23 protein-coding genes and 1 tRNA gene are annotated in these 23,144 nt (G+C 63.2%); 13 read left to right on the top strand and 11 right to left on the bottom strand.

Going from position 1 to position 23,144, the window contains the following annotated elements:
- The first annotated feature begins 96 nt into the window (after positions 1 to 96).
- The 3 genes from AC1RZR_RS04405 (at position 97) to AC1RZR_RS04395 (ending at position 3,238) form a co-directional block, all read left to right on the top strand.
- Positions 97 to 555, top strand: a complete 459-nt coding sequence (locus tag AC1RZR_RS04405; RefSeq protein WP_481827754.1) for a (2Fe-2S)-binding protein — start codon at positions 97 to 99, stop codon at positions 553 to 555.
- A gap of 2 nt (positions 556 to 557) precedes the next feature.
- On the top strand, positions 558 to 2,798 hold the full coding sequence (locus tag AC1RZR_RS04400) for a xanthine dehydrogenase family protein molybdopterin-binding subunit (RefSeq protein ID WP_481827753.1): 2,241 nt from the start codon (positions 558 to 560) through the stop codon (positions 2,796 to 2,798).
- 65 nt (positions 2,799 to 2,863) lie between these two features.
- Complete coding sequence (locus tag AC1RZR_RS04395) at positions 2,864 to 3,238, top strand: c-type cytochrome (RefSeq protein WP_481827752.1); 375 nt, start codon at positions 2,864 to 2,866, stop codon at positions 3,236 to 3,238.
- A gap of 273 nt (positions 3,239 to 3,511) precedes the next feature.
- Here the strand turns inward: AC1RZR_RS04395 and AC1RZR_RS04390 are convergent, their stop codons facing one another.
- On the bottom strand, positions 3,512 to 5,041 hold the full coding sequence (locus AC1RZR_RS04390) for a winged helix-turn-helix domain-containing tetratricopeptide repeat protein (protein WP_481827751.1): 1,530 nt from the start codon (positions 5,039 to 5,041) through the stop codon (positions 3,512 to 3,514).
- Between the two features lie 228 nt (positions 5,042 to 5,269).
- Between AC1RZR_RS04390 and AC1RZR_RS04385 the strand changes: the two genes are divergently transcribed.
- Positions 5,270 to 5,524 carry a DUF1127 domain-containing protein gene (locus AC1RZR_RS04385; RefSeq protein WP_481827750.1) on the top strand — a complete coding sequence of 85 codons (255 nt, stop codon included), beginning with the start codon at positions 5,270 to 5,272 and terminating at the stop codon, positions 5,522 to 5,524.
- A gap of 162 nt (positions 5,525 to 5,686) precedes the next feature.
- Here the strand turns inward: AC1RZR_RS04385 and AC1RZR_RS04380 are convergent.
- Both AC1RZR_RS04380 and AC1RZR_RS04375 read right to left on the bottom strand, forming a co-directional pair.
- Positions 5,687 to 5,763, bottom strand: a tRNA-Arg gene (locus AC1RZR_RS04380).
- Positions 5,764 to 6,042: 279 nt separating this feature from the next.
- Entirely contained in the window at positions 6,043 to 7,533 is a 1,491-nt protein-coding gene (locus AC1RZR_RS04375) for an ATP-binding protein (protein WP_481827749.1), read from the bottom strand.
- A 277-nt stretch (positions 7,534 to 7,810) separates the two neighbouring features.
- Between AC1RZR_RS04375 and rpmH the strand changes: the two genes are divergently transcribed.
- The 4 genes from rpmH to AC1RZR_RS04355 all read left to right on the top strand — a co-directional run bounded on the left by rpmH (position 7,811) and on the right by AC1RZR_RS04355 (position 10,871).
- A complete protein-coding gene (gene rpmH, locus AC1RZR_RS04370; protein ID WP_008833937.1) occupies positions 7,811 to 7,945 on the top strand; it encodes a 50S ribosomal protein L34 in 135 nt (44 codons plus the stop codon).
- Positions 7,946 to 7,961: 16 nt separating this feature from the next.
- Entirely contained in the window at positions 7,962 to 8,315 is a 354-nt protein-coding gene (rnpA, locus tag AC1RZR_RS04365; protein ID WP_111545239.1) for a ribonuclease P protein component, read from the top strand.
- Between the two features lie 14 nt (positions 8,316 to 8,329).
- Complete coding sequence (yidC, locus tag AC1RZR_RS04360) at positions 8,330 to 10,144, top strand: membrane protein insertase YidC (RefSeq protein ID WP_481827748.1); 1,815 nt, start codon at positions 8,330 to 8,332, stop codon at positions 10,142 to 10,144.
- 166 nt (positions 10,145 to 10,310) lie between these two features.
- Positions 10,311 to 10,871, top strand: a complete 561-nt coding sequence (locus tag AC1RZR_RS04355) for a fasciclin domain-containing protein (RefSeq protein ID WP_481827747.1) — start codon at positions 10,311 to 10,313, stop codon at positions 10,869 to 10,871.
- A 190-nt stretch (positions 10,872 to 11,061) separates the two neighbouring features.
- On the opposite strand, the gene AC1RZR_RS04350 is transcribed toward AC1RZR_RS04355, so the two are convergent.
- Genes AC1RZR_RS04350 through AC1RZR_RS04340 form a run of 3 tightly spaced genes read right to left on the bottom strand, consistent with a single transcriptional unit; the run spans position 11,062 to position 14,343 of the window.
- The gene (locus AC1RZR_RS04350) at positions 11,062 to 12,609 is read right to left on the bottom strand and encodes a DHA2 family efflux MFS transporter permease subunit (RefSeq protein WP_481827746.1); all 1,548 of its coding nucleotides are present in this window, start codon (positions 12,607 to 12,609) and stop codon (positions 11,062 to 11,064) included.
- Entirely contained in the window at positions 12,606 to 13,898 is a 1,293-nt protein-coding gene (locus tag AC1RZR_RS04345) for an HlyD family secretion protein (RefSeq protein WP_481827745.1), read from the bottom strand. The genes AC1RZR_RS04350 and AC1RZR_RS04345 overlap by 4 nt, the downstream gene beginning before the upstream one ends.
- Positions 13,891 to 14,343 (bottom strand): MarR family winged helix-turn-helix transcriptional regulator, encoded by a 453-nt coding sequence (locus AC1RZR_RS04340; protein WP_481827744.1) that lies wholly within the window; start codon positions 14,341 to 14,343, stop codon positions 13,891 to 13,893. The genes AC1RZR_RS04345 and AC1RZR_RS04340 overlap by 8 nt, the downstream gene beginning before the upstream one ends.
- 172 nt (positions 14,344 to 14,515) lie before the next feature.
- On the opposite strand from AC1RZR_RS04340, the gene AC1RZR_RS04335 reads away from it, so the two are divergent.
- The 3 genes from AC1RZR_RS04335 (at position 14,516) to yihA (ending at position 16,256) form a co-directional block, all read left to right on the top strand.
- The gene (locus AC1RZR_RS04335) at positions 14,516 to 14,836 is read left to right on the top strand and encodes a hypothetical protein (RefSeq protein WP_481827743.1); all 321 of its coding nucleotides are present in this window, start codon (positions 14,516 to 14,518) and stop codon (positions 14,834 to 14,836) included.
- A 125-nt stretch (positions 14,837 to 14,961) separates the two neighbouring features.
- Positions 14,962 to 15,600: a CatB-related O-acetyltransferase gene (locus AC1RZR_RS04330; protein WP_481827742.1), complete on the top strand. Its 639-nt coding sequence runs from the start codon at positions 14,962 to 14,964 to the stop codon at positions 15,598 to 15,600.
- Positions 15,597 to 16,256 (top strand): ribosome biogenesis GTP-binding protein YihA/YsxC, encoded by a 660-nt coding sequence (gene yihA, locus AC1RZR_RS04325; RefSeq protein ID WP_379105078.1) that lies wholly within the window; start codon positions 15,597 to 15,599, stop codon positions 16,254 to 16,256. The genes AC1RZR_RS04330 and yihA overlap by 4 nt, the downstream gene beginning before the upstream one ends.
- 107 nt (positions 16,257 to 16,363) lie before the next feature.
- Here the strand turns inward: yihA and AC1RZR_RS04320 are convergent, their stop codons facing one another.
- Positions 16,364 to 17,098, bottom strand: coding sequence for a TetR/AcrR family transcriptional regulator (locus tag AC1RZR_RS04320; RefSeq protein ID WP_481827741.1), 735 nt, complete (start codon positions 17,096 to 17,098; stop codon positions 16,364 to 16,366).
- Positions 17,099 to 17,242: 144 nt separating this feature from the next.
- On the opposite strand from AC1RZR_RS04320, the gene AC1RZR_RS04315 reads away from it, so the two are divergent.
- Both AC1RZR_RS04315 and AC1RZR_RS04310 read left to right on the top strand, forming a co-directional pair.
- On the top strand, positions 17,243 to 18,427 hold the full coding sequence (locus tag AC1RZR_RS04315; protein WP_477268409.1) for an HlyD family secretion protein: 1,185 nt from the start codon (positions 17,243 to 17,245) through the stop codon (positions 18,425 to 18,427).
- A gap of 22 nt (positions 18,428 to 18,449) precedes the next feature.
- Positions 18,450 to 20,045 carry a DHA2 family efflux MFS transporter permease subunit gene (locus tag AC1RZR_RS04310; RefSeq protein ID WP_481827740.1) on the top strand — a complete coding sequence of 532 codons (1,596 nt, stop codon included), beginning with the start codon at positions 18,450 to 18,452 and terminating at the stop codon, positions 20,043 to 20,045.
- Positions 20,046 to 20,268: 223 nt separating this feature from the next.
- On the opposite strand, the gene msrB is transcribed toward AC1RZR_RS04310, so the two are convergent.
- From msrB to AC1RZR_RS04290, 4 genes are all read right to left on the bottom strand, one after another.
- Positions 20,269 to 20,772 (bottom strand): peptide-methionine (R)-S-oxide reductase MsrB, encoded by a 504-nt coding sequence (gene msrB, locus AC1RZR_RS04305; RefSeq protein WP_481827739.1) that lies wholly within the window; start codon positions 20,770 to 20,772, stop codon positions 20,269 to 20,271.
- A gap of 209 nt (positions 20,773 to 20,981) precedes the next feature.
- On the bottom strand, positions 20,982 to 21,539 hold the full coding sequence (locus AC1RZR_RS04300; RefSeq protein ID WP_481827738.1) for a fasciclin domain-containing protein: 558 nt from the start codon (positions 21,537 to 21,539) through the stop codon (positions 20,982 to 20,984).
- A gap of 214 nt (positions 21,540 to 21,753) precedes the next feature.
- Complete coding sequence (locus tag AC1RZR_RS04295) at positions 21,754 to 22,482, bottom strand: anti-sigma factor (protein ID WP_481829013.1); 729 nt, start codon at positions 22,480 to 22,482, stop codon at positions 21,754 to 21,756.
- Entirely contained in the window at positions 22,479 to 23,018 is a 540-nt protein-coding gene (locus AC1RZR_RS04290) for a sigma-70 family RNA polymerase sigma factor (protein ID WP_379105067.1), read from the bottom strand. Before AC1RZR_RS04290 ends, AC1RZR_RS04295 begins: the two co-directional genes overlap by 4 nt.
- Between the last annotated feature and the right edge of the window lie 126 nt (positions 23,019 to 23,144).

Below are 23,144 nucleotides of genomic sequence, written 5' to 3'. Positions count from 1 at the left end.
CTGGTTGGCGCGTTTGGCGCAATTACGGCGCCATCGGCGATTGCGCGCGGCCATGCCGTTGGTAAAAAGGCGTCGTTCACCGAAAGAGCAGGCGACATGAAGCTGACCGTCAACGGAAAGTCCTACGCGATCGACGTGGAGCCCGAGATGCCCCTGCTGTGGGTACTGCGCGATGAACTGAACTTGCCTGGCACCAAGTTCGGCTGCGGCATGGCGCAGTGCGGCGCGTGCACCGTGCAGGTGGACGGTACGGCCGTGCGCTCGTGCGTGACGCCGGTCGGCTCCGTCAGCGGTGCTGTCACCACGGTCGAGGGCCTGGGCGCCCCTACCACCTTGCACGCCGTGCAGGCGGCCTGGGTGGAGCGCCAGGTCGCCCAGTGCGGCTACTGCCAGTCGGGCCAGATCATGAGTGCTGCCGCCCTGCTGCAGGAGAACCCGGCGCCCACCGACGCTGACATCGACGAAGCCATGTCAGGCAACCTGTGCCGCTGCGGGGCCTATCCGCGCATTCGCGCGGCCATTCACGACGCTGCCAAGCGCATCCAGGGAGCCTGACCGTGGGCAAGCTTGGAACCATCGCTCGCCGCACGTTCCTGATCGGCTCGGCCGCTGTCGTCGGTGGCGTCGCCTTCGGCGTCTACAAGGTCAGGCAAGCGGCGCCCAATCCGCTGCTGGACGACCTGCCGCAAGGCGCTACCGCACTTACGCCCTATGTGCGCATTGATGGCCAGGGCGTGACGCTGATCACCCCGCGCGCCGAGATGGGCCAAGGCATCCACACCACGCTCGCGGCGCTGGTGGCCGAGGAACTGGATGTGGCGTGGGACAGCATCCGCGTCGAGCACGGCCCCCCGGGCGCGGCCTACTACAACCGCGCCCTGGTGGAAGCCAATGTCCCCTTCGCCGACCTGGATCACGGCCTCGCGGCCGAAGCCATGCGGGGCGCCATGAGCGTGATGGCCAAGCTGTTGCCGATGCAGATCACCGGCGGCTCCTCCAGCGTGGCCGACCTGTTCGACCGGATGCGTGTCGCCGGCGCGGCGGCGCGATTCGCGCTGCTGGCGGCCGCGGCGCAGAAGCTCAGCCTGCCGGCGGCGCAACTGAAGACCGACAACGGCAGCGTCGTCGCCCCCGACGGCCGACGCTTGACCTACCTGGAACTGGCCTCGGCAGCGGCCGCGATCGACCTGCCGGCCAGCCCGCCGCTGAAACCGCGTGAGCAGTGGCGCTACCTCGGCAAGTCGATGCCGCGGGTCGACATGGTGGCCAAGTGCACCGGCACGGCAACCTTCGCCATCGACGTGCGGCTGCCCGACATGGTGTTTGCCACCGTGCGTATGAACCCGGCAATGGGCGCCGCGCTCGTCAGCTTCGACGCCACCGCCGCCACGGCGATGCGCGGCGTGTTGAAGGTGATTGACCTGCCCGGCGGTATCGCCGTCGTCGCCAACAACACCTGGCGCGCCTTCCAGGCCGCGCAGGCCGTGCAGTGCAACTGGGCCGGGCCCGGCTACCCGGCCAGCACGACGGCGATGATGGATGGCATCGTTGCATCGATGGCCGAGAAGAACCGGGACAGCCGGCTGCGCGACGACGGCAACGTCGACGAGACACTGGCCGATGGCACGGTGCTCGAGGCCGAATACCGCGTTCCCTTCCTGGCGCACGCGACGATGGAGCCGATGAACGCCGTGGCCTGGCTGCATGAGGGCCAGCTCGACATTTGGGCCGGCGTGCAGAACCCCACGGCGGCGCGTGAGCAGTCGGCCAAGGTCGCCGGCCTCGACCCCGCCCAGGTGCACCTGCACACCACGCTGATGGGCGGTGGCTTCGGCCGACGCCTCGAGGCTGACTACGTGATACAGGCCGTGCGGCTGGCCACGGCGATGACCGGCAAGCCGGTCAAGATGACCTGGAGCCGCGAAGAAGACATGACGCTGGACTTCTACCGCCCGGCGGCCGTGGCACGTTTGCGCGGCGCGGTGGCCGGGAAGCAGGTGCAAGCGCTCGACGTGCGGGTGGCCTCGCTGTCGGTGGCCGAGTCGAACCTCGGCCACCTTGGCCTGCCGGCACTGGGCCCGGACAGGCTGATCATCGAGGGGGCCTACGACCAGCCCTACGGCATCGCCAACTACCGCGCCACGGCTTACCGCACGCCGGCCGGGCGGCCGGTGAGTTATGCGCGCTCGGTGGGCAACTCGTACAACGGCTTCTTCATCGAGAGTTTCATCGACGAACTGGCCGCGCAGGCCGGCGCCGACCCGCTGAACATGCGGCTGGCGCTACTCAGCCACGAGCCGTCGCGCAAGGTGCTGTCGGCGGTGGCGGCCATGTCGGGCTGGGACTGGCCGCTGGCCGCCGGCCGCGGCCGCGGGGTGGCCTTCCACCTGTGCCGCGGGGTGCCGGTGGCCCAAGTGGTCGAGATCACGACCACCAAGGAGGGTGTGAAGATCGACAAGGTGTTCGTTGCCGTCGACGTGGGCACGGCGCTGGACCCGCGCAACATCGAAGCCCAACTGCAATCGGGCGTTATCTTCGGGCTCAGCGCCGCGCTTTATGGCGAGATCACCTTCGCCAAGGGCGCTGCCGAGCAGACCAACTTCGACAGCTACCCGGTGCTGAGCATGCAGCAGGCGCCGGAGATCGCGGTCAAGGTGCTGGAGAACGGCGGCACGATCCGCGGCGCGGGCGAAACTGGCGTCCCGCCCGCGGCCCCGGCGCTGGCCAATGCGATCTTCCATGCCACCGGAAAACGCATTCGTGAACTGCCCCTGCGAAAGCACATCGATTTTGTCTGACGGAGAGTGCAACGCCACTGTCTCATCTCCACCTGCATCCGTGCCTGCTCTTCTGGGAAACACGCATGACAAAAATTATGGTTTCTGTTGCGGGCTCCTCTCTGGTCCTTCTCTCAACAATAATCTCGGCCGCTGCAGAAGGAGATGCGGCCTTGGGGCAAAAAGTGTTTCAGCGCTGTTCCGCCTGTCATTCGACCACCGACCAGAAGAAGGTGGGACCCGGCCTCGGCGACATAGTTGGGCGTACCGCAGGCACGATGGAGGGCGTCCGCTATTCGGCAGCCATGAAAGCATCAGGATTGGTGTGGGACGAGGCGACATTGGATCGGTTCCTCGCAGCGCCCCGCGATGTCGTGCCGAAGACCACAATGACCATTAGCGTGCCCAAGCCTGAAGATCGGCAGAATATCATCGCCTACCTGAAGTCCCTATCCCGGTAGTGGCGATCGGCCGGCCGGGCATAGCGTTTGTTGACGAAAATCTCGTCGGTCAGTTGACGTTCGCGCTCGCCCGCTGCCAGTCAGCATGGAACGACAGTTCATGATCATATCAGGCGCGGCATCATTGCAAAGATCAGCGTCGGCATACCGTAAGGCCGCGAGGCAGGTGCTTTGGCCAATTGTGCCTGCACGCTGTAAATCGCAGAAGGACAAGCGTTCGGTCGGGGCAAACCAACCGGCAGCAGCGTCAACGACACTACAAATGCCGGTGCGTCATTCCGGAAGACCGGCCTTGCGGAAGCCATCGACGAAATGCTCGAGCGTCGCAGCGTCGCGGAATGGCTCCGTCGTGGCCCAGTGGCGGGTTGTGAAATGCGGGTTGCCGACGAGGAACAGTTCGACCTCCGCGCGCGCCTCGTCGAGCCGGCCGAGTTGCGCAAGGCTTGCGGCCAGGAAACGGCGTGAGCTTGTCCGATATGTCTCGTCCCTGCGCAGGGTCTCGACGGCGGCTTCGTAATCGCGGGCCGCATATTGCGCCGCGCCGAGCGTCAGATAGTACCAACTTGGCGGAAACGGGTTCAGCCGGAACGCCTTGCGAATATGCTCGAGACTCTCCTCGACTCGCCCGGCCAGGGCCGCGATGTCGGACAATGCCGCCCAGGCGTCAGCCTCGTTCGGGTCGAGCTCGAACGCCTTGGCGAACTCGGCATCCGCCTCGGCGAAGTTGCGCTCATAGGCAAGCAGGTAAGCCAGGACCCAGCGGCAGCCGGCATCGTTGGGATCGATCGCCACGGCTTTGCGCGCCAGTTCCAGAGCAACGCTACGGGCAGATTCAGTTGGTCCGCCGGAATGCACCCACCCCATCCAGTGGTTCATGGCAAGCCAGCGATACGCCTCGGCATATTCCGGATCGAGCGCGACCGCGCGCGTGAGCATCAGATGCGCTTCCTGGGCCATCTGCGGCGAATCATCCATCAGCTTGCGCGCCCGCACGCAGAGATCGTAAGCCTCGAGATTCTTGGGCCGGTTGCGCGGCGGCGGTGCGCGCAGCCGGCCAAGCAGCGCCTCCACGATCTTGGCCGTCACCTCGTCCTGAACGGCAAAGATGTCTTCCAGGCCGCGATCGAAGCGTTCCGCCCATAGATGATCGCCACTCACCGCGTCGACCAGCTGCGCGTTGATGCGCACGCGCCCCGCGGCGCGTCTTGCGCTGCCCTCCAGCAGGTAGTGCACGCCAAGATCCTGCGCGATGGCGCGCACGTCCATCGCCTTTCCCTTGTAGGCAAAGACCGAGTTGCGCGCGATGACGAACAGGCCGGAGATCCTGGACAGGTCGGTGATCAGGTCTTCGGTCAACCCGTCCGCGAAGGAGTCCTGCTCGGGATCGTTGCTGACATTGACGAAGGGCAGCACGGCTATCGATGGTTTGCCGGGCAGCGGCAGAGGTTTTCGCTTCGCATCCGCAAGCTGTTCGATGGCCCCCGTGAAGCGGTAGCCGACGCGGGGGACGGTGACGATCCATTCGCCGCCCCCATCACTGCCATCCCCGGCCGGACCAAGCAGCTTGCGCAGCTGCGCAATCTGGACGGTGAGGTTGCCTTCCTCGACGGCCGTCCCCGGCCACGCCGCGTCCATCAATTCGGTCTTGCTCAGGATGTCGCCGGGCCGTCCGACGAGTGCCGCAAGCAGCTTCAGCCCACGGTAGCCAACGGCAACGGGGACATCGTTCCGAAGCAGCGTTCCCGCACCGGAATCAAGCACGAACGGACCAAAGGCAAAGCGCGATCCCTGCATACGGCGCATCTATAGAGCAATTCCAGGAAAAGTGTGAAACGGTTTTCCGTCCGGAATTGCGTCAAAACAATGAGTTAGAGCAGGTTTCCGGTTCCGTGGACCGGAGAACTGCTCTAGCCCGTTTGGAACTTTTGAGAACTATTTGGGAGGGCTTAATTACGGCGCTGTCCGTATCCGGCAGAATTCAACCTCTTTCAGGTCGAGGGTTTTGGACCCTCAAACCCTATGGAGGTTGCCATGACCAATATTCTTGAATTTGCCCCGCATAAGGCAGCGCGGTCGGGAACGCCCGTGGCGCCGGTGTCGCGTCGGCACCTGACGACCCTGCGAAGCATTGTCGCGACCTGGCGCGACCGGACCTGGCGCGAGCGGATACGCTTCCGCTGGGAACTCGAGCAAATGTCGAAGGCCAATCCCCATTTGATCGACGATATCGGTCTGACGGACCGGCAGGTCGAGGCAGAGATCGCCAAGCCGTTCTGGCAAGCATGAGGCGAGTGCTGCAATGACACCGGATCGCCAGTTTCCACGTACCGCAGCGGCTCGCCGGCACTTGCACTCGCCTGAATTTGCCGATCCTGCTTCGAAGGTTGCAAATCCATCCCGCCTGCGCTCTTCAGCAGGTGCCGCAGCTAACGGTTTCGATGATTGGAATGGCGCGCCCGAAGAGATTCGAACTCCTGACCCCCAGATTCGTAGTCTGGTGCTCTATCCAGCTGAGCTACGGGCGCGCAACAGGCCATGCTTTCCATGACCCCGCGAGCCGATCGTGAACGACCGGCCGCGACGAGACGTGTTCCCTAGCGACTGAATTTCCGAAAAGCAAGCCGATCCGGCAAAAGTTTTGTCGGAGGGGCTTCAGTCCAGCGGCGATAGCCCGAATCCGGGCGCTTCCAAACGGCGTCGAAGCCATGGCTCGCTCAATCCCTGAAGGGAAGTGCGCCGATCCCTGCAGAAAATAGGCGCCGGGTCCGCAGGCAACAGCATCGGGCGAAACAGCGCCCGACCCATCATGCCGGGCGGCGCAGGCCGTTGCGGGCCTGGTCGAGCCGGACCGGCTGGTCGGGAATGGTGACCGCGAATGTCGTGCGCCCGCCAATGCTTTCCACCAGCTCCACCGTGCCGCCGTGCGCCCGGATCAACTCGTGTGCGATCGCCAGGCCAAGGCCGGTGCCGCCGCTGCGCGCCGAGCCGCGAAAAGCCGCGAACAGGTTTTCCCGCGCCTTGGGTGGTAGTCCGGGCCCGGTGTCGGTGACGACGATGCGGCTGACGCTGCCCAGCCGCACGGCCGACACCGCCAGTCGCCGGACCAGCGCACCTTCGGTGTCCGACGCCATGGCCTGTACCGAATTGCGGCAGAGATTGGTGAGCACGCGGAACAGCTGATCGGAATCGGCGTCCACTTCGAAGGCTGGCTCTATGGCATTGACGAACTCGATGCCCTGCTCGATGTCGAGCAGGCCATGCACATCCTCGACCAGCTGGCGCAGCCGCAGCCTGCGGCGCGAAGGCGGCGGCTCCTGCGTACGGCCGTAGTGAAGCACGCCTTCGGAATAGGAAACGGCGCGGTCGAGTGCGCGCAGCAGTTTCGGTGCGAAGGCCTGCACCGTCGGGTCCTTGACCTGACGCAGGCGGTCCGACATCAGCTGCGCCGAGGCCAGGATGTTGCGCATGTCATGGTTGATCTTCGACACGGCCAGACCGAGGTCGGCAAGGTGCTTCTGCTCGGAGAGCATCTTCTGCAGTCGCACCTGCATCTGCGACAGCTCGCGTTCGGCAACGCCGATCTCGTCGGCGCGTGCGGCGGGATGGATGATGCGTCCGGGATCGTCGGGCGCTTCGGAGAACGACAGCATAGAGCGCGTCATCGTCCGGATCGGCCCGATCATGATCAGGTCGATCGCGGCATAGACCAGCATGGCGGTGAACAGCGAGATCAGCAGCGAGACGAAGGCGACGTTGCGCGAATATCTGAGCATGGCATTGCGCAGACTGTTGTCCGGCATGATCAGCTCGAACTCCTTGTCGCTGTCGCCGACCGGACCGAAAACGCGCAGCATGCGGTTGCCGCCGAAAAACAGCGTGTCGAGCGCGCCGGTCATGCCCTTGATCATGCCGATGCTGGCGATGTCGACGTGTTCGTCGACCTTCGGCGGCATCTCGGCCACCACCAGCAACCGTGAGACGCCGCCGTCACGCACCGCGATCGCCTTGGCGCCGATTGCCATCAGCACGTCGTTCTGGGCCGTCCGCGACAGCGAGGTGGATTCACCTTGCACCAGCACGATCGACACCGCCGCGGCCGTGCTCAGCCGCTCCTTCAGCCAGTTCAGCCGGTAGCTGGCGATCCAGGGCAGGAAGATCAGCACTTCGGCCAGAAGCACGAAAACGATGGTCAGCAGCAACAGCTTGGTCGACAGGCCGCGCGACAGCGGCACCGTGCGCACGGCGGCTGGCGCCGCCGTGCCGATCCTTTCCTCCGCTTGTATGGTTTCGCTCATGCGGCTATGTCTTCACGATCACTTGATCAACGCAGATTAGGCGATTACGGCTTTTTTGCCAATTTCATCCTTCGTCGGAAACATAAACCGGCCTGATGGCGACCGGCTTCGGCCTGACGACGCCGGATTGACTTCCAAAACCCTTCTTTCTATAAGCCCGCTCACGCTCGGGCCATTCGTCCCGGCGCGGTTTCGATCGCGCCAAAACCGGCCCGGCAAAGCTCCTGTTACACAGTGACAGAATCAAGAAGGGCCGCACCCCGCGGTATTAAAACAAATGAAGCGTACCTACCAACCGTCTAAACTCGTCCGCAAACGTCGGCACGGCTTCCGTGCCCGCATGGCCACCAAGGGTGGTCGCGGCGTCGTCGCAGCTCGCCGCAACCGCGGCCGCAAGCGGCTCAGCGCCTGAACGGAAGACGAGATCGTTGCCCGCATCCGGCAAGCCAGTGGGACCAAATCCCAAGCGGCTTCTGAAGCGCGCGGAATTCCTGGCCGTCCGTCGTGGTGAAAAGCGACGCGGGCGGCTTTTTCTCGTTGAGGTTCTCGACCGCGGCGACGGTCTGTCGCCGCGCGTCGGCTATACCGTCACCAAGAAGGTCGGCAACGCGGTTGTCCGCAACCGCGTCCGGCGGCGGCTGCGAGAAGCCGTCCGTACGCATGCGGCAAGTGACATGGCGCCTGGCAATGACTATGTCATCGTCGGGCGCGAAGACGTGCTTACCATTCCGTTCGGCCAGTTGAAGGCCGAACTCTCCCGCCGACTGCGCGGAACACGATAGGCCAAGGGCTTTCGATGGAAAACAACCGGAACTTCTTCATCACCATCGCGCTGTCGGTGCTGATCCTGGCGGTATGGCAATATTTTTACGTGTTGCCGCGCAGCGAACAGCAGCGCGAGGCCGCCCGCATCGAGCAGCTGCGCGTCGAAGAGCAGAAGAAGGGCGCCGACGCCGCCAACCCCGGCGCCGATACCGCAACGCCCGCCGCGCCTGGCGCCATTCCCAATGCACCCGGCACCGACGCCGTGACGCCGGCCGGCCGCGAACAGGCACTCGCCACGACGACCCGCGCCAAGATCGACACACCGAGCCTCGAGGGTTCGATCAACCTGACCGGTGCCCGTCTCGACGACCTCAAGCTCAAGCACTACACCGAGACGGTCGACAAGAACTCGCCCGAGATCAGCCTGCTCAATCCGGCCGCACTGCCCAATGGCTATTATGCCGAGATCGGCTTTGTCGGCAACGACAAGACCGGCGTGGTGCCCGGTCCCGAGACGGTGTGGGCCGTCGATGGCAATGCCACGCTGACCCCGACGACGCCGGTCACGCTGACCTATTCGAACGACAAGGGCCTGACCTTCAAGCGCACTTTTTCGGTCGACACCAACTACATGTTCACGGTTTCCGATACGATCCAGAATTCGGGCGCGGCTGCTGTTTCGCTGTCCAATTATGGCCGTGTCACCCGTTTCGACAAGCCGGCCGTCGCCAGCACCTATGTGCTGCATGAGGGCCTGATCGGCTTCACCGGCACCGAAGGCCTGCAGGAACACAAATACGCGTCCATCGAGAAGGACAAACAGGCGACGCCGGGCAAGTCGACCGACGGCTGGCTCGGCATCACCGACAAATACTGGGCAGTGACGCTGGTGCCGAGCGAGAAGCAGCCGTTCCAGCCGCGCTACGCCTATTTCGAGGACGGCCGCCATCGCTACCAGTCCGACTTCCTGACCGACCCGATCACCGTCGATGCCGGTCAATCGGCGACGGTTGAGAGCGAAGTCTTCGCCGGCGCCAAGGAAGTCGGCAAGATCAACGCCTATGCCGAAGACCGCCACATCAAGCGGTTCGACCTCCTGATCGACTGGGGCTGGTTCCACTTCATCACCAAGCCGATGTTCTGGCTGATCGACACGCTCTACAAATTCTTCGGCAATTTCGGCCTGGCGATCCTCGCCACCACCGTCATCGTCAAGGCCATCTTCTTCCCGCTCGCCAACAAGTCCTACGCATCGATGGCGAACATGAAGAAGGTGCAGCCCAAGATGCTCGAGATCCGCGAGAAATACGCGGACGACAAGATGAAGCAGCAGCAGGCGATGATGGAGCTGTACAAGACCGAGAAGATCAATCCGCTCGCCGGCTGCTGGCCGGTGGCGCTGCAGATTCCGGTCTTCTTCTCGCTCTACAAGGTGCTCTACATCACCATCGAGATGCGCCATGCGCCGTTCTTCGGCTGGATCCAGGATTTGGCGGCACCCGATCCGACGTCGATCTTCAACCTCTTCGGCCTCGTTCCGGTCACTTTGCCGCACATGCTGATGATCGGCGTCTGGCCGCTGATCATGGGCGTCACCATGTTCCTGCAGATGCGCATGAACCCGACGCCGCCGGACCCGACGCAGGCCGCGATCTTCACCTGGATGCCGGTGATCTTCACCTTCATGATGGCGGGTTTCCCGGCCGGTCTGGTCATCTACTGGGCTTGGAACAACACGCTGTCGATCCTCCAGCAGGGCGTGATCATGAAACGCCAGGGCGCCAAGATCGAGCTGTGGGACAATCTGGTCGCACTGTTTCGAAAGAAACCGTCACCGGCGGAATAGCCTCTTTTTTGTCAAAAAGCCCCGGCTGGTCCGGGGCTTTTTATTTGGGCAAAGGTCAGGTCACGTTCCCGTGATCGGCGAAACTGCAAGCCGTCGCGGGGCGTGACTGCGGGTGCATTTCCAAAGGCGATCAATTCCGATCAGCCCTCACCCGGAGGAAGACTACATGCGTATGCCGTCATTCAGGATCATCGCGCTTTCCGCACTTGTCGCTGGCGTGGCAATTGCCGCGCCAGCCTACGCCAAGAACCCGAATGTTGGCGGCGCGCCGATGTACACCACCAAGACCATCGTCGAAAACGCCGTCAACTCGAAGGATCACACGACGCTGGTCGCTGCCGTCAAGGCCGCCGGCCTGGTCGACACGTTGCAGGGCGCCGGTCCGTTCACCGTCTTTGCGCCAACCAATGAAGCGTTCGCGGCACTGCCCAAGGGCACCGTCGACACCCTGCTCAAGCCCGAGAACAAGGACCAGCTCACCAAGGTCCTGACCGCGCATGTCGTGGCCGGCAAGATCTCCGGCAAGGAGATGATGGCCAAGGCCAAGGCGATGGGCGGCAAATATGAGATGAAGACCGTTTCCGGCGACACGCTGACCGCCGAGGTCAAGAAGGGCAAGCTCTACATCATGGACGAGTCCGGCGGCGAGGCCAAGGTGACGATCGCCGACGTCAATCAGTCGAACGGCGTCATCCATGTCGTCAACAAGGTGCTGTTGCCGAAGTAACGGCTTCCGGCGAAGGGGATCAGCAGGTCCGTCGAGGCTTTCTCGGGCTTGCCGTCCCGACCTCATGACGCGGTGTTTCTCGGCAAGCCGTATCGGGCATCGGGCGGGGTCCTGTAGTTCCTCACAGGACCCCGGTTTCTTTTTGGCTGCGGCTTGCCCCAAAGAACGGACGTCGACAGCTGCCAAGGCATCACTCCATGACCGCGCTGTGGTCGACCTCGGCCGGCGTCGCCGGCTTGCGCAGCAACAGAACCAGCGGGATGGCGGCAAGAGACAGGATCATCATCAGCTTGAAGTCGTTCATGTAGCTGATGATCGTCGCCTGCAGCGTGACCACGCCGTCGAGCGCGGCGCGGCCGGCGGCGCTGTAAGGGTTCATCGCCTGGAAGATCGCCGGGTTGCCGAACGCCTGGTTGTAGGGCGTCACATAGGTGGCGATGTTGGCGTGGTTGATCTGCACGTTCTGCGTCAACAGCGCGGTGACGACCGAGATGCCGACGCTGGAGCCGATGTTTCGCGACAGATTGTACAATCCGGTGCCTTCCGCGCGCCGCTCCGGCGCCAGCGTGGCGAAGGTGATGGTGGTCAGCGGAACGAACAGGAAGCCGAGCCCCGCACCCTGGATGAAGCCGGTGCGGATGATCGTCCATTGCGAGACATCGGGTGTCCAGCCGGTCATGTCGTACATCGCCCAGGCGGTGATCAGCAGCCCGGTCAGCAGCAGCCAGCGCGTATCCACCTTGCCGACCAGCCTGCCGACCAGGAACATGCAAGCCATGGTGCCGAGGCCGCGCGGCCCCATGACGATGCCGGCCGTCACCACCGGATAGCCCATCAGCGTCTGCAGATAGGGCGTCATCAAGGCCAGCGAGGCGAGGTAGGTGATGCCGATGATGAAGATGAAGACCATGCCGACGGCAAAGTTCCGGTCGAGGAAAAGCCGCGGGTTCACGAACGAGTTGCGGGCGGTGAAGGTGTGGACGAGGAAGATGTAGAACGCCGACGCGCAGATCAGCGCCTCGACGATGATCTCGGACGACGAGAACCAGTTGAGCTGCTCGCCGCGATCGAGAAACATCTGCAGCGAAGCGATGGTGAGGCTGAGCATGCCAAATCCCAGCCAGTCCAGCCTTGCCTTGAGGTCGGTCTTGGTTTCCAGGACGAACATCGACACGCCGGCGAAAGCCAGCATGCCGATCGGGACGTTGATGTAGAATACCCAGCGCCAGCTGACATTTTCGGTCAGCCAGCCGCCGATGACCGGCCCGAGCACCGGTCCGACCATCACCGAAACGCCGAACAGCGCCATCGCCGAGCCGCGCTCTTCGACGCTGTAGATGTCGAGCAGGATGCTCTGCGACAGCGGCACGAGGGCCGCGCCGAACAGGCCTTGCAGCAAGCGGAAGCCGACGATCTGCGGCAGCGACTGCGCGAAGCCGCAAAGCACCGAGGCGACGACGAAGCCGGTGATCGAGATCAGCAGGATGCGCTTGCGGCCGAAACGGTTGGCAAGGTAGCCCGACGGCGGCGTCATCACCGCCGCGGCGACGATGTAGGACGTCAGCACCCAGTTGATCTGGTCGGCGCTCGCCGAAACGCTGCCCTGGATATAGGGAAGCGCCACATTGGCGATGGTCGTATCCAGCGCCTGCATGATCACGGCAAGGATCACGCAGGCGGTGATGGCGCCGCGATTGGCGACCACCGATGTGCCACCTGTCGCGGACGCGCGGGTCATGACTTCTGCTCGAACCGGTTGATGAGATCCGTCACGAAGTCCGGCAGGCCGCGCGCATGGCCGGTATCGATGCCGACCACGACGCTCATTCCGCCGCGCAGCGGCGGCTTGCCCTGCGGATCGTCGACCGTCACGCGCATCGGGATGCGCTGCACGACCTTGACCCAGTTGCCGGTGGTGTTCTGCGCCGGAAGCAGCGAGAAGCTCGACGATGACGCCGGGCTGATGGAGGCGACGGTGCCGTGCCAGACGCTGCCCGGATAGCTGTCGACGCTGATTGTCGCCGTCTGTCCCGGCCGCACATAGGTCAATTCAGTTTCCTTCGGCTCCGCCGCGATCCAGAGGTCGGTCGCCGACACCAGGCTGAACGCCGGCTGCGACGCCGGCAGGTACTTGCCGATCTGGAGCGCCTCGACATTGGTGACGATGCCGTCGAACGGCGCCTTGACGATGGAATCGCCGAGGTTGCGCTGGGCGTCGTCCACGGCGGACTGGGCCTGCAGGTAGAAGGGGTTCTTCTCGACCGGCTGGTTGGCGTCGCCACCCAGCTGGGCAAGCGTCGCCTGCGCCTGCGCCTTGGCGACCGACACTTTCTGGCGGGCGGCGACGAGGTCGTGCTGGGCGCTGTCGAAGGTCGCCTTGGAGGCGGTCGAGGTCTTGAGAAGATCCTGCTGGCGTTGGAAAGCGGCCTCGTAATAGGGAATGTCGGCTTCGGCCTGTTCGATCAGCGACTGCGACTGCTGGTAACTCGCCTGCAAGGTCAGCACCTGGTTGCGCACCGTCCCAAGCTGGGCTTGGGCCGCGGCGAGAGCGGTCTCGAAAGAGGCCGGCCTCAACCGAAAAAGCACCTGGTCCTTCTTCACCGCCTCGTTCTCGTGCACGTCGATCTCGAGCACGGTGCCGGAGACATCGGTGGAAACGCCGAGCGACTGCGCCTGGATGTAGGCATTGTCGGTGGTCATGACCTGGCCGCCGACAACGTAGTAATAGCCGCCGACCGCCAGCGCGACCGGAAGCAGGGCGAAAAGGATCGGCCGTGTCAGGCTGCGCTTGGGCTTGACCGGCGCCGGGGGCGCGACGGCAACCCCGGCTTGCTGCTGTGGCTGCGTGGAAGGAGCCTCAAGTCTCGCCGGCTCCAGGGCAACCGGTGCTTCGAGTTGGTCATCGGCGATGACGGTGTTGGCTCGCCTCTGCTCGCGCTCGCTATCCAGCCGGATGATCTGGTCGGTCTTCCGATCGGTGGAAGGTGCATCCCCGGCGGGCTTCTTGGGTGAGGTTGAATCAGCCATGTACTTTCTCCCGGTCGACGGCTGGCTGGGCGCAAGCCTCGAGCAGATTGGATTTGATCAGGGATAGGGTTTGCAGCAGGTGCGACTGGGCATCCGCCGAGAGGCCGACGAAGGCCTCGTCGCGCGTTTTCTGGCCGTTGCTGCGCATGATTTCGAGCAGCGGATGGGCTTCCGGCGTCAGGTAAAGCAGCCATGCGGGATTGGGCCGGCGCTCGATGAAGCCGCGCGCCTCCATCTTGTCGAGCAGCCGGGCGAGTGTGATCGGCATGATCTCGATCAGGTCGGCCAGTCTGTTCTGATGGATGCCTTCATGCAGCGACAGATAGGCCAGCGCCTGCCATTGGGCGCGGGTCAGCCCCAAGGCCCGCGAACGCTGCTCGAACCGCTTTCGAAGCAGGCGCGCGACATCGTGCAGCACGAAGCTGATGTTGGGTGACGATGGCATGGGAAGGACTGGATTTCTTGGGTGTGACTTTTAGTGAGCATGCTTATTATCATCATGCACATAATCCTGCTGGACGCGGTGCACAAGACGCACTAAGTCCGCTTGGAAAAAATGTCGCACACGCTGCGGCGCAACAGAAAGGTCCGGCGACAGGCAGTTGCAGGACGAGGACATGACGATGAATTGGCTCAAGATCGCGACCGTGGCGGCGCTCGCCGGATGGCCTTGCACTGCGCTCGCAAAGGAGGCGGTCAGCTGCGGCGGCGCCGCCATGCTGGGTGGGGCGCAATTGAACTGCAGCCACGTCGAACCCCAGGCGCCGCCTCAGTTTTGCACGTATAGCTGGGCTCTGCATACGCCGGCCGGCGACCAGAAAATCGTCGAAGGCACCTTCATGGTGCCGCCCGGGGCTTCCAACGTCACCGTCTATCAGGGTAGCGGTTTCGACAGCGCGCTGTCCGATCCGATCGTGATCTGCCGCGGCAGCAAATGAGCGACGCCGCCACGGAAGGCTCGCTCCCCAGCCGATTGGTGCTATAGGGCGGATCACGCTATTTTGAACGGGTGCATGCGGACTTCGCCTGGCACCCGGCGGCCAATTTTCTGACGGACCTCGACATGGACGGACCCAACCCTGACATCAAGCACCCGATCCCGATGCACACCCGCGTCGGCTTCCTCAAGGGACTGGTGAGCGCGCCGAACATCGAGATCGGCGATTTCACCTATTATGACGACCCCGACGGGCCGGACAAATTCGCCGAGAAATGCGTGCTGCACCACTATCCGTTCATTGGCGACAAGCTCATCATCGGCAGGTTCTGCGCCATCGCCGAGGGCGCCCGCTTCATCATGAACGGCGCCAATCACGCCATGTCCGGCTTTTCGACCTATCCGTTCAACATCTTTGGCCATGGCTGGGAAAAGGGTTTTGACCCGGCGACCTGGTCGAAGGAAGTGCGGGGCGACACCGTGCTCGGCAACGATGTCTGGGTGGGCATGGACGCGGTAATCCTGCCAGGCGTGACGATCGGCCATGGCGCCATCGTTGCCGCGAAATCGGTGGTGACGCACCACGTGTCGCCCTATGCGATTGTCGCCGGCAACGCGGCCAAGGTGGTCAAGATGCGTTTCGACCACAGGACGATCAGGCGGCTGCTGGCGGTGGCGTGGTGGGACTGGCCGGTAGACAAGATCAGCCGCAACCTCGATGCTATCCGGGGTGCCGATATTTCTCTTCTGGAGGCAGCAGCTTGAACGCTCTGAACAACACCGTTATCGGCACCGAACTGTTTACGCGCGGGTGGATATTCATCCGCGGCGTGCCGGCAATGAAGTTCCTGCCGCCAGAAGGGCCGCCGGAAATTGCCTTTGCCGGCCGCTCGAATGTCGGCAAGTCGTCATTGATCAACGCGCTGGTCAATCAGAAGGGGCTGGCGCGCACCTCCAACACGCCGGGGCGTACGCAGGAGCTCAACTATTTCGTGCCGGATGGGTTTTCCGGCGAGGGCGCCGACCTGCCGCCCTTGGCGCTGGTCGACATGCCGGGCTATGGCTACGCCACCGCGCCCAAGGAGAAGGTCGACGAGTGGACCAAGCTGGTCTTCGACTATCTCAAGGGCCGCGTCACGCTGAAGCGGGTCTATGTGCTGATCGACGCCCGCCACGGCATCAAGGCCAAGGACGACGAAGTGCTGTCGCTGCTCGACAAAGCGGCGGTGTCCTACCAGATCGTGCTGACCAAGACCGACAAGATCAAGGTTGCCGGTGTGCCGCGGCTGATCGAGGAGACGCTGGCAAAAATCAAGAAGCGGCCGGCGGCGTTTCCGTTCGTTCTGGCGACGTCGTCGGAAAAGGCCGAAGGCCTGCAGGAATTGCAGGCTGCGATCGTGCTCGCCGCGAATGGCGGCTAGATCTCGAAAAGTGGAATCCGGATTTCGCGAAAGATCATGCTCAAACAGACGCGCGATTTAAGGAAATGTGCGTAACGGGTTTCCGGATTTGCGGAAAAAACAAATAGCTAACGCTTGGCCTCGATGGCAATCATCTGGTGGCTTTCTTCCGCGACAAGGCTTTCGGTCCCGTAGGCCTTCAGGAACATGGCAACGCCGGACCTGACGATGTGGTCGATTTCATCCTGGCTCGGGGCCTTGGTGCGGTAGGCGAATATGCACTGACGGAAAAGACCGGCCAGGCACAGGTCGGTGAACTGATAGGCGGCAAGATCGACATCGTCGATCCGCAGCAGGCCGCGCTCGATGGCGGCATTGAGAAAGATCATCAATTTGTCATGGCCGCGTTTTGGGCCGCGTTCGTAAAAACGGGCGCCCATGTCTGGTATCCGGTCGGATGCGCCGATCACCGTACGCTGCGCCTGGATGACCTTGGCCGACGTGATCTTGAGGGCAAGAACCTTGCCGAACTTCACCAGTGTCTCGCGCAGGTCGTCGGCGTGGTCCAGCACATCATACATGTTCTTGAAGATCGTGCCGCGCTCTTCCTCGATCAGCGCTTCGAACAGCTCTTCCTTGTTGGCGAAGTAGACGTAGATCGTACCTTTGGAGACACCGGCCTCGCGGGTGATGTCGTTCATCGACGCCGCTTCGAAGCCCTTGTCGATGAAGACACGACGGGCGCCCTCGATGATCTGGCTGCGCTTGACCGGATCCTGGCCCGCCGCAGGACGGCCACGGCGCAGGCTGTCCAGCAGGTCGCCGCATTGGTCGGTTTCGACGTTGGGCGGAGTCTCGGCCATGAAAGTCACACCTCGAAAATAATTCGAACCAATCGGTTCGATTGCCCTTGATATGGTCCTCTTTCCGCGCTATGTCAACGCCCGGATCGAACCGAACGGTTCATTATTATACCTTAGAGACTATTCCAACTTTAGAGAGATGTCATGTCCTCGAACGCGCCGACCACCGCCGAAGTCCGTCCTTTCCCAAATGCCAAGGTCGCGCCGGCGACGGAAGCACCGGAAGTGCCTGTCCTGCCTGCCGTATCGTCGCCGCCGGTGGAGGCTCCGGCCAAGAAGAAGCGCTCGGTGCGCTCCTTTCTGCTGCCGATCATTGGCGTTGCCCTGCTGAGTGCCGGCGCCTGGTACGGTTACAATTACTGGACCACGGGCCGCTTCATGATCTCGACGGACGATGCCTATGTCCAGGCCGACATGGCGTTCATCTCGCCCAAGATTTCCGGCTATGTCGATCAGGTCAAGGTGAGCGAGAACCAGCAGGTCAAGGCTGGCGATCCTCTGCTGGTCGTCGATGACGGTGACTACAAGATTGCTGTCGCCCAGGCCGAGGCGCAGATCGCCACGTTGAGCAAGACGCTCGACCGTATCGACGCCCAGACCGACGCGGCGCGCGCCTCGCTGCAGCAGGCGCAGGCGCAGAAGGTCGCCGACCAAGCCGCGGCCGACAATGCGGCGAAGGTCGCCGATCGTGCCTCGCAACTACTCAAGACGCATGTCGGCACGCAGGCACAGCTGGACGATGCCCAGACGGCGGTCCAGCAGGCCAATGCCGCCCTTGTCGGCGCCGACGCGCAGATCGCCGCGGCACAGGCCAATATCGGCGTGCTGCAGGCGCAGCGCGCCGAATCGGCAAGCACGCTGGCATCCTTGCAGCTCAGCCATGACAAGGCCGTGCGCGATCTTTCCTTCACCGTGCTCAAGGCGCCTTATGACGGCGTCGTCGGCAATCGCTCGGTCGAGCAGGGCGATCTCGTCAGCCCCGGCCAGAAGCTCGCCGTCATCGTGCCGATGGACAAGCTCTACATCGTCGCCAACTTCAAGGAGACACAGCTTGCCCGCCTGGTTCCCGGCGAGAAGGTCAAGATTGCGGTCGATGCGACCGACGGCCAGGATTTCGAGGGCACCGTCTCGTCGCTGGCGCCGGCTTCGGGTGCCGTGTTCTCGCTGCTGCCGCCCGAAAACGCCACCGGCAATTTCACCAAGGTGGTGCAGCGCGTCCCGGTCCGCATCGACGTGCCGGCCGACGTGCTGAAGAGCGGCAGGCTGCGCGCCGGCTTGAGTGTCGTCGTCGCCGTCGACAGCCGCACCGCGCCTTCGGCCTCGAACTGAACGGCCGCCGGGGAGCAATGCCATGGCCACCGCAACCCTGACAGCAGGAGCGCCGCCCGCGAGGCCGGCTGTGCCTGACACCATTTCCACGCGGCGCGTCATCGCCTTCCTGGCGATGGTGTTCGGCATGTTCATGGCCATCCTGGACATCCAGATCGTCTCGGCCTCGCTGGCCGAGATCCAGGCCGGCCTGAGCGCCAGCTCCGACGAGATCCCGTGGGTGCAGACCGCCTATCTGATCGCCGAGGTGGTGATGATCCCGCTGTCGGGCTTCCTCAGCCGGATGCTGTCGACACGCGTTCTGTTCACGGTCTCGGCGGCGGGCTTCACCGCAGCCAGCGCGCTGGCAGCGACCGCCACCAACATCGACCAGATGATCGTCTACCGTGCCGTCCAGGGCTTCATCGGTGGTGGCATGATCCCGAGCGTCTTTGCCGCTGCCTTCACCATTTTCCCGCCCTCGCGCCGCGCCGTGGTCTCGCCGATGATCGGCCTGGTGGCGACACTGGCACCGACCATCGGCCCGACCGTCGGCGGCTATATCAGCCATGCCATGTCCTGGCATTGGCTGTTCCTCATCAATGTCGTGCCCGGCATCCTGGTGACGACGGCGGCCTGGACGCTGATCGACTTCGACAAGCCCAATCTCAAGCTGTTCAGCAAGTTCGACTGGTGGGGTCTCGCCGGCATGGCGGCCTTCCTGGGCTGCATGGAATATGTGCTCGAGGAAGGCCCGAACAATGACTGGCTGCAGGACCAGGGCGTGTTCATCTGCGCCGTCATCATGACCGTCGGCGCGGTGGTCTTCTTCTGGCGGGTGTTCACCGCCGAGGAGCCGATCGTCGACCTGAAGGCGTTCAGCAACGTCAACTTCGCCTTCGGCTCGTTGTTTTCCTTCGTCATCGGCATCGGGCTCTACGGCCTGACCTATCTCTACCCGGTGTTCCTCGGGCGCATCCGCGGCTACGATTCGATGATGATCGGCGAGGCGCTGTTCGTCAGCGGACTGGCGATGTTCGTCACCGCACCGATCTCGGGCATCCTGTCGAGCAAGATGGACCCACGCCTGATGATGATGATCGGCTTCTTTGGCTTCGCCACCGGAACATGGTGGATGACACATCTGACCGCCGACTGGGATTTCTATGAGCTGCTTATCCCGCAGATCCTGCGCGGCTGTTCGATGATGCTATGCATGGTGCCGATCAACAACATCGCGCTCGGCACCTTGCCGCCCGACCGGCTGAAGAATGCGTCAGGCCTGTTCAATCTCACCCGCAACCTCGGTGGCGCGGTCGGCCTGGCGATCATCAACACGGTGCTGATCGACCGCAACGCGTTCCACTACGCAAGGCTCTCCGAGCACGTGCAGTGGGGCAGCGCCGCCACGCAGACCAAGCTGCAGAACATGACACTCAATTTCGAGCAGACCGCCGGCCTCGACGCGACAAGTGCTGCGATCTCCAAGCTGTCGGGCATGGTGCAGCAGCAGGCCGCGCTGCTGTCCTTCATGGACGTGTTCTATCTGCTGACGGTGCTGTTCGCGACGCTCGGGCTGTTCACCATGATGATCCGCAGGCCGGCAGCAGCCGGTGGCGGCGGTGGTGGCGGCCACTAGAGCAATTCCAGGAAAGTGTGAAACGGTTTTCCATCTGGAATTGCGTCAAAACTAAAGAGATTCAGAGCGGTTCGCCGTTTCCGTGAAACGGTGAACTGCTCTGATATCAAAACGTGGACATCCGTTTCGGGAAGCTCCTCCAGTCCACGCCCGAAAATGTCTGACCACGCAAAAAACTCCGGGCCGCAAGCCCGGAGTTTTTCGTTATGCTGATGGGTTCTTGTCAGGCCGTGGCGGGCTTGAAGGTCAACGCCACCCCGTTGATGCAGTGTCGTAGGCCGGTCGGCGCCGGGCCGTCGTCGAAGACGTGGCCGAGATGGCCGCCGCAACGGCGGCAATGCACCTCGGTGCGGGTCATGCCGAGCGACCTGTCCACGGTTTTGCCGATGCCATTGGCGATCTCTTGCCAGAAGCTCGGCCAGCCGGTGCCGGAATCGAACTTCGTCTCGGACGGGTAGACCGGAAGGTCGCAGCCGGCACAGGCAAAGATGCCCTTGCGGTGTTCGTTGAGCAGCGGGCTGGTGCCGGGATATTCGGTGCCTTCCTTGCGCAGGACGTCAAAGGCAGCCGGTGACAGGATGGCTTTCCACTCGGCGTCGGTCTTGGTGACCTCGAATTTTTCGGCGGCCAGTGCTGCCTGTGGACTGCCCATGCGCAACACCGTGGCCGCGGCCCCGACGACGCCGATGGCGGCGACACCGCTCAAAAGTAAGTCGCGACGGTTCATGACCAATTCCTCCTGTTGTCTGTCTGCCAAACTATACCGCCACGTGGAAATCAAAAGCCGGTGACGGTGGCCCTCACACGACCACTCCGCGCCGGTCCACATCTCAATGTGGGCGGTGCGGAGTGCGCGGGTCGCTTGCGGATCACGGGAGCGAGACCATGCAATCGACGAGAGCCCTTGCTGCGATTTCGTCGGCAGCGAGCCCCTTGTTACATCTTTGGCAAAAGAACCTTGTCGATGACGTGGATGACGCCATTGGACTGTTCGACGTCGGCGATCGTCACATTGGCGATATTGCCGTTCTCGTCGGTCACGGTGACCTTGCCGCCGTCGGCCTTCAGCGACAACTCGCAGCCGCCAACGGTCTTGACCTTGTGGGCGCCGCCATCAGCCTTGGCCATCGCGGCCACGTCCGCCCCCATCGCCTTGGCGCCGATGACATGGCAGGTCAGGATCTTGGTCAGCTTGTCCTTGTTCTCGGGCTTGAGCAGGGTTTCGACCGTGCCGGCCGGAAGCGCGGCAAAGGCGTCGTTGGTCGGCGCGAACACCGTGAACGGCCCGGCGCCCTGCAAGGTTTCGACAAGGCCGGCGGCCTTGACCGCGGCGACCAGCGTCGTGTGGTCCTTCGAGTTCACGGCGTTCTCGACGATGTTCTTGTTGGCATACATGGCGGCACCGCCAACAATAGGGTTTTCGGCATAGGCCGCGGTGGCAAGGGCAGAAACAGCAATCGCGCTGGCAAGCAAAAGGGTGGCGTATCTACGCATGATGTCAAACTCCTCGGGTTTTTCTCTTCCCATCTTTGGGGACGCGAGGAGATACGGAACGCAAATGCGAGAGTTTCAAAAATATCGGGAATTTTTATTTTTATCCATGCCGCCAAGGAGATTTATACGCCAAGCGGCCCGCCGACAAACAGGCCCAACTAGACATGCGTGGCGGAAGATAGACTTCTGGTTTTCCAGTGTGGGTGAAAGCCGGTCAGATGCTCTTCAGATCGCCCGCCGCGACCACCGGTCCGGTCGGCTGTCCGGTCGGTGAACCGCCCGCCGGCTCGAGGCTGACGGCGAGTACCGCGCCCTGGGCGAGCTTCTGCTGGGCTGCCGGCGAGACGACAATATGCGCCGTCGATCCAGCCGGAATGACGCCCATAGAGACCGGCGGGTTCTTGCCCTCGATCATCCACAGCTCGAAGTCCTTGCCGGCGGCTCGCTCGCCGGAGACATGCGACAGGCCGACCTCGTGATGCGCGGCATCGTAGACGGCGAGATATTTGACATCGCTGCCCTCGGCGGCCAGCGAGGCGACGAGGCGCGCCTGCGGCTGCTCGACCGGCGGGTTGAGGGTGGGCACGGCGATGTAGATCGCCAGCGCGGCGACCGCCACTGCTGCGAGGCCACGCCAGAAGGCCAGGCTGGACCACAGCCCGTCGCGCGATTCCGTGGGCGTGGTGACAGCCGCGGGGGACGCGAACAGGCGGCGATCGACAGCAGCCTTGACCGAAGCCGGCGGCTCGATTTCCGCGTAGGCAGCGGCGAGCGGCGAGAAAGAGACCTCCCAGCCGTCGACAAGACGGGCGAACCCGGTCTCCGCATCGATGCGCCTGGACGCGATCTGCCGCTCGTCCGCCGGCAGCACGCCGAGAACGTATTCGGCAGCGAGCAGGTCGTCGCCTCCACGTTCCGGTCCGTTGTCTTCCGCCAGCGTCATCTTTCCAGACATTCTCTGAGTTTCAACAGGCTGCGGCGCAGCCAGGTACGCATCGTGTTCAACGGCACGCCATGGCGCTCCGCCAGTTCGGCATAGCTCTCGCCCTTGAGATAGGCGCCCCGAACGGCCGCCGCCCGGTCCTTTTCCAGCTCATCGAGACAATGATGGATGCGTTCGGATTCATCACCCGCCACCACCATCGCCTCGGGCCCTGGCGCCGGATCGGCCACATCGAGCGCGGCATCGATATCGACGGCGGGCTTGCGCCGCGCTCTGATGCGATCGATCGCATGGTTGCGCGCGATGGCCACCAGCCAGGAAATCGGGCTCAGATCGGATACGGCAAAACGGTCCGCCTTCGTCCAAATCTTGACGAAGACTTCCTGTAGCGCTTCTTCCGCATCTCCCCGATCATTCAATACACGAAGGCAGACGCCGAAAAGTTTCGCGCTGGTCTGCCTGTAGAGCAGATCGAACGCAGCCCGATCCTTCATCGAAGTCCGGACGATCAGCTTGGTGATGTCCTGCGGCGTCATGCGAGCCAAATTAGGCAATTGCGATGTATTTGCAACGACGGAAACATTCTTGTGCACCTAAAGTTCCCTGCTTCGGGTCGCCCGGGCGTTCGGTCGATTGGCAATGAAATCGCCACTGGCTCCATC

The organism is Mesorhizobium bavaricum, assembly GCF_056781655.1.
Note: the sequence above shows the minus strand (reverse complement) of the source record. Positions and strands in the feature narration are given on the sequence as shown.